Raw genomic sequence first — 7,588 nt, forward strand, 5'->3', positions numbered from 1 at the left:
ATTTGCTCGGCTCATTCTATTTAATTTTTTATCTAAAATCTACATTCGTAACTCACTTATTTTCTATGTTTGTACTAATAGAAAAAATTTTAAAAAAAAATTTAAAAAATTTTTTAGAGTACGTTGCAAATAAATTTAAGCTTGAATATATTGATTTAGATGATATTGATATAGACTATAAACTTTGTGAAAAAGCTCCTTTAAATCATTTAAAAACCTATAGTGCTCTACCTATTAAGGAAGATGAAATTGCCGTTTATGTTGCTTTTAAAAATCCATTTGATATGTCTGCGCAAGATAGACTGCAATCTATTTTTAATAGAAAACTCTTAAAAATAGTAATAACCGATCCATCCAAAATAGATAAATATTTAAGTAAAATAGAGCTAAATGATAGCGTAAAAGGCATAGTTACCGAGATAAGAAAGGAGCTATCCTCTACTGCGGTAGTAGGTGGAAATACAAATGAAAATAGCTCCGGCATATTAAAATTGATCGAAGTTATTTTACGAACCTCGATAGTAAGTCGCGCAAGCGATATACATATCGAAGCTACTACAACAAACTGTGTCGTGCGAGGCAGGATCGACGGTATGTTGGCTGAGCTTTTTATTTTTGACAAAGACCTTTTTCCGCCCCTGGTATCACGCATGAAGCTACTGTCGAATATGGATATAGCAGAGCGAAGAAAGCCGCAGGACGGTCGTTTTTCGGCTCAAGTAGCCGGCAAAGAGTATGATTTTCGTATTTCAACCTTGCCGATACTACACGGCGAAAGCATAGTTTTGCGTATTTTGGATAAATCAAAAGTTCTAATTAGTCTTGAAAATTTAGGTATGCATCCAAGTACTTTTGATAAATTTAATAAAGCAATGAAAGCACCTTACGGCATTATATTAGTGACAGGGCCAACTGGGTCTGGTAAAACAACAACTCTTTATGCTGCATTAAATGATATAAAAAGTGTAGAGACAAAAATAATAACCGTCGAAGATCCAGTAGAGTATCAGCTAAATATGATCCAGCAAGTCCACGTAAATGAAAAAGTCGGACTTACCTTTGCTTCAGCTCTTCGATCCATTTTAAGGCAAGACCCAGACATCATAATGATAGGCGAGATCAGAGATCAAGAGACTCTTCGTATAGCTATCCAAGCTGCACTTACCGGTCACTTGGTATTTTCGACGCTTCACACAAACGATGCAATAAGCGCCGTCACCAGAATCGCCGATATGGGAATAGAGCCGTATTTAATTAGCGGCGCATTGGTGGCGATAGAGGCCCAAAGGCTTGTTAGAAAACTATGCCCAAACTGCAAACAAAAAACCGTTTTGCCGCCAAATTTACATGAACAATTTCAAGACTTCTTGCCGCAAGATTATCAGTTTTATAAACACGTCGGTTGCGATCAATGTTCTCAAACAGGCTATGTAGGGCGAGAGATGATAAGTGAAGTTTTACCGATAAGCGATAGAATTTCAGCGATGATAGCAAACGGCACTACAAAAGAGGAAATAAAAAAAGTAGCATACGAAGAGCATTTTATAGATATGTTTAAAGATGGTATTATTAGAGCCGCAAGGGGCGTAACAACGATAGATGAAGTATTTAGGGTAGCTAAGGTATGAAATTTTTTGAAGTTGAGTATATGGCCAACGGTCGTCGCCAGAAGATGACTTTAAAGGCAAACAATAGAAGCGAGGCGCAAGCCTTAGCAAAAACAAAAAAAGCCGGCGTAATAGTAAAAGTAGGAGAAACAAAAAGCGTCCCGCTAGAAGAACAATTTGCTGACATGATAAGCAAGGCATCGGTCCTTTTAGGCGGTTCAAAAATAAAAATAAATAATTTAATTGCAGCTTTTAGGCAATTAAGCGTTATGACAAATGCAGGAATTTCAATCCACGACAGCATCAAGGAAGTATCTAAATCAACAGAAGACAAAAGGCTTAAGGCCATATTTGCAACCCTAAACGATGATCTCAACCAAGGTCAAAGTCTAACAGATGCCATAACCAAATTTAAAGGCGAGCTTGGTGACGTAGTTATTGCTATGGTAAAGCTTGGCGAAAGCACAGGTAATATGTCTGAGTCGCTCCATAAACTATCAGATATTCTACAGGAAGTTTGGGAAAATCAGAGAAAATTTAAAAAAGCTCTCAGATATCCGATTATAGTAATGTCTGCTATGGCGATAGCTTTTATTATACTGATGATATACGTTGTTCCTCAGTTTAGGGAGATATTTGAACAACTCGGAGCTAAACTGCCTCTTCCTACAATTATTCTTCTTTCTATCGAGAGTGCATTAAGTAATTACGGTTTATATATATTAGTCGGTTTTATAACCATAATATATGCTATCAGATATTTATACAAAAGCAATGATGATTTTAAATATAAATTTGACAAATTTATGCTAAAAGTTTATCTAATCAACAAAATTATATTCTACTCAACAATGAACAGATTTAATCTTATTTTTACAGAGCTTGTAAGAGCAGGTATTCCAATTGCTGATGCACTTGAGACGGCAACTTTAACAGTAGAAAACCAAGACATACACGATAAGCTTGCCACAATCAAAATTGCTGTTCAAAGAGGCGTATCATTGACGGAAGCTTTTCGGGATACTCAGCTTTATGAGAGTATGCTTATTCAGATGCTAAGCGCAGGCGAAAAAGGCGGTGCAATAGATGCTATGCTTGAGAAAGTAACCGATTATTACAAAGCTAAATTTAGCGACCTGGTTGATAATATTTCAAGCTATGTGGAACCAATCATGCTTTTATTTATGGCAGGCATGGTTATACTCTTAGCGCTTGGTATTTTTATGCCTATGTGGGATCTTGGAAATGCAGTTCAAGGACGATAATTAAAACAACAATTAAGGAAAGAAATGCAAAATAATTTACATGAACGTCAAGTTAGTGCAGATGCGTTTTTGGTTTCAAAAACCGATACGAAGGGAAAAATAACTTATTGCAATATCCCTTTTGCTCAAATAGTCGGTGCAAAAGGTAATGAGTTGATCGGGAAACCGCATAATATCGTGAGGCATCCAGATATGCCGCGCGTTGTTTTTAAAATTTTATGGGAGTATGTAAAAAATAAAAAAGAGGTTTTTGCCTATGTTAAAAACAAGAGCTTTGACGGTTCATTTTACTGGGTATTTGCAAACGTTACCGCTTCTCTTGATCAAAATGGCAACATTATCGGTTATTATTCGGTTAGACGAAAGCCGAATCCAAAAGCCTTAGAAATCATTATCCCGCTTTACAGGCAGCTCTTGGAAGCTGAAAAGAGCGGTGGCATGGAAGCCTCATCTAAGCTTCTTGATAATATTTTAAAAGAAAAAAACAAGAGCTATGACGAGCTAATGAACGACTTACAAAGATTATAAAAGGAAAATCATGTTTTTTAAAAAAGAAAAAGTAAATTACGATGAAATTTTAAATGTGGTCGAACAGGCTAGAAACGGCTTTTTGGAACCTAGAATTTTACAGATAGATCCAAACTCTCAAATCGGCAAAATAGCGCTTGGGATAAATGACTTACTCGATCAAATCGAAGCTCTGCAAAGAGAGATGGGTACTTGCGTCAAATCGGCCGAAAGCGGGATAACTTATAGAAATATCTTCACAGAGGGTTTTCGCGGTCTTTTTAGAACCAACGCCATATCCATGAGCGAGGGCGTCGAGGGTATAAAAGCCGGGCAAAAAGGTAAAACCAGAGGCATACTCTCCGAAAAATTTAGCGAGCTCGGCAACGGAAACGACGGTATTTTAGAAGTACAAAACGATCTAAATCAGAGCATTAAAAATTTAACCCAAATTTCAACCATGGCGCAAGATACTTCGGTAAAGGCCAACGAAAGCATGTCGGCCGTAAGTGAACTTAGCCAAAATATGGGCAACCTAGAGCATCTCATCACAGAGTCTACCGAAGCTATTAAAAATTTAACCCACAGAACCGAGGAAATCTCATCGGTCGTAAATTTAATCAAAGACATTGCCGAGCAAACAAACCTACTCGCCCTTAACGCAGCTATAGAAGCGGCACGCGCCGGCGAGCACGGACGAGGCTTTGCCGTAGTCGCGGATGAAGTGCGAAAACTAGCCGAAAATACACAAAAAGCTACAAGCGAAATCGGCATAAATATCCAAACCTTACAACAACAAACAAACGATCTAAACGACAACTCCAACAAAATCACGCAAATAGCGCAAGTCGCAAACGTAAGCGTGTCTAAATTTAGAGATGCCGTGAACGTATTTAGCCAGGGTGCTACACAAAGCGCAAAAATCTCAAAATACGTCGAAAACAAAACAATCGGTATCATCGGCAAGATCAACCGAGTAACGTATCTGCAGACCGCATACGGAAACGTCATCAACGAAAGAGGCGATGACGAAAATATGCAAAAACAAACGCAAAATTTAAACGCATGGTACGAGAGTGCGGCGGCGTATTTTGCAAATTCAAAAAGCTTCGAGAAGGCAAGCGCTCCCGCAAAACAAATAAGCGATCTAGTAAAAGCTAACCTAGACGACTCAAAAAATGGTTACAATATGAACGATATCCAAAAATTTGTCGATAGATTCGCCAAGGTCAAACAAGCAAGCGGTGAGATATTTAAGATAATAGACGTAACGATCGAAGAAAGCGTAAAGTAACGTTATACAAAATTTGAGCCAAAAACATTTGGCTCAAATTTTGCTCTTTAGCATTACTTTAAACCAAAAATCCATTCTATAAAATTTTGCAAAAATCCATTTTGAAAGCTTTACATCATCAAAAACTATAGAGCAAATTTACGCCCTCTATAAACACAATTGGCTTCAGCAAAATTTATACTAGATATCGCAAACTTAGCAAATTTACTTCGCGCCAATCACAAGCCGCACGCTATAAGCTCTCCAAATTTGACCAAAAACAGCAATTATTTGCCGTGTTGCGTCAAATCTCATAAAGGCAAACCTACCTAAAAGCAAGCTTGCCCTTCTATAAAATTTGACCAAACCCCAAAGCAAATTCGGTCAAATTTAAATGCAAATTTAGCCCAGCAACCTCTTTGCGCACTCGCTTATACTCTTGCCGTCGCTTCTAGCGCCTATTTTTTCTTTCGCAGCTTTCATCACGGTGCCGATATTTGCACCCTCGCCTAGCCCGACGATGATCGCTTTTATCTCAGCCTCCAGCTCGTCTGCGCTTAGTTGCTTTGGCAGATAGCCGCTTATAATATCGATCTCTTTTTGCTCGTTTTGCGCCAGATCGTCCCTGCCGCCGTTTTTGTACTGCTCGATAGAGTCCATGCGGCGTTTGATCTGGGTTTGTAGGATCGGTAGCACCTTTTCGTCGGTCATCTCGATACGCTCATCGACTTCGACTTGTTTGATGACTGAGTTTATGAGCCTTAGCGTGTCGCGGCGAAAGTTATCTTTTTCTTTCATCGCAGTCTTGATATCGTCTAAAATTTTCTCTCTGATAGTCACTTTTTCTCCTTTAAATTTAAGTGGGCAAATTATAACGAAGCTAAAATTTAAAGCTAATAAAACCGCCTAAATTTGGCTTGCTTAAGAAAAATATAGCTATAATTAACCATTCATTTTTAAAAGGACTTGCTTGAGAAGCGACAATCTTTTTGCCTTTGCGATCTTCGCTATTACCGCGTTTGGATTTTTCGTTTGGGGCTATCAGTACATCCCGACTCATCACTTTTTGCTTTTCAGTATCGCTAGTATTTTCGGTATCTTTATGGCGTTTAACATCGGCGGCAACGACGTCGCAAACTCCTTTGGAACGAGCGTAGGCGCCAAGACCATCACGATAAAGCAAGCCTTAGTTATTGCCGCTATTTTCGAGCTTAGCGGCGCGATATTCGCCGGCGGAGAGGTAACCAAAACCATCCGCGAGGGCATCGTGAGCTTCCCGCAGGAGGGCACCGAGCCGATGCTTTTCGTGCTGATTATGATGTCAGCGCTTTTGAGCTCTGGTATCTGGCTTTTTATCGCGTCTAAAAAGGGTCTACCTATCTCTACGACGCACTCGATCGTAGGCGGTATCGTCGGCGCCGGGCTTACGATGGGCTTTACGACTATGGGCGGGGATAAGGCTCTGGCTATGGTTTCCTGGGGCGAGATAGGCAGGATTGCAGTTAGCTGGGTCATCTCGCCGCTTCTAGGTGGCATCCTTTCTTACTTCATTTACGGCTACATAAAATCTAAAATTTTGATCCCAACTCGCAAATTTACCCTAGAGCTAAAGGTACTAAAACGCGAGCGTAAAGCCTACAAAGAGCGCTATTTGCAAGAGCTAAAAATAAAACCCGAAAGCGAGCAGATAAGGATACTAAGCAAGATCGCGGTCCTTGACGAGGATGACGTCGAAAGCGGCGAACGCAGCGAATACAAGCTCGCGATCAAAGCCATGAAAGAGCGCGAAAAAGAGATCGACACGTCAAAAGCCATGCGTAAGCACATCCCGATGGTAGCCGGCATCGGCGCGATCATCATCTCCTCGATGATGCTGTTTAAAGGCCTAGCGCACCTAAATCTCGACATCGGCTTCATCGGCACGATCTGGATCATCTGCGTCATCGGTATAGTCACATATCTCGCCACGCTTGCGATGATAAACGTGATGAAAAAAGATAACGCAGAAAAGAGCACGAATCGCATTTTCTCGTGGTTTCAGATATTTACGGCCTCCTCGTTCGCATTCTCTCACGGAGCCAACGACATAGCAAACGCCGTGGGCCCATTTGCCGCTATCCTAGACGTACTAAAAACAGGCTCCATAAACGCCACCGCGCCGGTACCGGGCATCGCGATGGTGACGTTTGGCATCTCGCTCGTGGTAGGGCTTTGGTTTCTAGGCAAAGAGGTCATCACTACAATAGGCAGCAAGCTAGCCGAGATCCTACCTACGACGGGCTTTAGTGCCGAGCTAGCCGCTAGTACCGTTATCCTGCTAGCTACTAAGCTAGGTATCCCCGTCTCCTCGACGCACATCCTCATCGGTGCGGTGCTTGGCATCGGTATCCTAAACCGCGACGCCAACTGGAAAATGGTCAAGCCTATCGTGCTTGCGTGGGTCATTACCCTACCGATTGCAGGCGGCTCGGCAGCACTTATTTACATGCTTCTAAAGACTATGTTAGGCTTGTAAATTCGACTATTCGCGAGCCGTAACTGGCCGATTTGTTTTGCCAAAACTTATAAAGTTAGTCTTGGTTTTTACCATAAAGTCACAGCAGTGCTCGGCAAATTTGAGCTAGTTTTGTTCAGGTATTATTTAAACTATGGTTTTATATAATTCTAAGCCTTTGGGCTGACTGCTTAAATTTGATGTCTATAACGATAATGTCTGCCTTACCAACTATTTTTTACAACAAACTCAAACAATCAAATAAAGGCTCTTGCAACTAAATTTTATAAAATTTAGCAAGCTATTTTTTATTTATGTATTCCGCAAATTAAATTCAGTAAACATAATAGAGTAGTCAGGTTTTTACTAGTTAAATCAACAATTTGACGGCTGGGTAAATTTGACGGCTGGGTAAATTTGACGGCTGGGTAAATTTGACGGC

At 40.4% G+C, this 7,588-nt stretch carries 6 protein-coding genes; 5 read left to right on the plus strand and 1 reads right to left on the minus strand.

Translation table 11 applies throughout. The features are described 5' to 3' along the window. The 4 genes from Q0546_RS06260 to Q0546_RS06275 all read left to right on the plus strand — a co-directional run. On the plus strand, window positions 1-1,628 hold a 1,628-nt coding region (locus Q0546_RS06260; protein WP_298791490.1), incomplete at its 5' end, for a GspE/PulE family protein. Next, window positions 1,625-2,872, plus strand: coding sequence for a type II secretion system F family protein (locus Q0546_RS06265; RefSeq protein WP_298791492.1), 1,248 nt, complete (start codon window positions 1,625-1,627; stop codon window positions 2,870-2,872). The genes Q0546_RS06260 and Q0546_RS06265, both read left to right, overlap by 4 nt. Window positions 2,873-2,896: 24 nt before the next feature. Then, window positions 2,897-3,400, plus strand: coding sequence for a PAS domain-containing protein (locus Q0546_RS06270; RefSeq protein ID WP_002947680.1), 504 nt, complete (start codon window positions 2,897-2,899; stop codon window positions 3,398-3,400). 505 nt (window positions 3,401-3,905) lie between these two features. After that, on the plus strand, window positions 3,906-4,673 hold the full coding sequence (locus Q0546_RS06275; RefSeq protein WP_298791498.1) for a methyl-accepting chemotaxis protein: 768 nt from the start codon (window positions 3,906-3,908) through the stop codon (window positions 4,671-4,673). A gap of 381 nt (window positions 4,674-5,054) precedes the next feature. Here the strand turns inward: Q0546_RS06275 and Q0546_RS06280 are convergent, their stop codons facing one another. Continuing rightward, window positions 5,055-5,492, minus strand: coding sequence for a GatB/YqeY domain-containing protein (locus Q0546_RS06280; RefSeq protein ID WP_298791494.1), 438 nt, complete (start codon window positions 5,490-5,492; stop codon window positions 5,055-5,057). Window positions 5,493-5,622: 130 nt separating this feature from the next. On the opposite strand from Q0546_RS06280, the gene Q0546_RS06285 reads away from it, so the two are divergent. Next, window positions 5,623-7,167, plus strand: a complete 1,545-nt coding sequence (locus tag Q0546_RS06285) for an inorganic phosphate transporter (RefSeq protein ID WP_298791496.1) — start codon at window positions 5,623-5,625, stop codon at window positions 7,165-7,167. The last annotated feature ends 421 nt before the right edge of the window (window positions 7,168-7,588 follow it).

Source organism: uncultured Campylobacter sp., assembly GCF_937997465.1.
Taxonomy (GTDB): Bacteria; Campylobacterota; Campylobacteria; order Campylobacterales; family Campylobacteraceae; genus Campylobacter_A.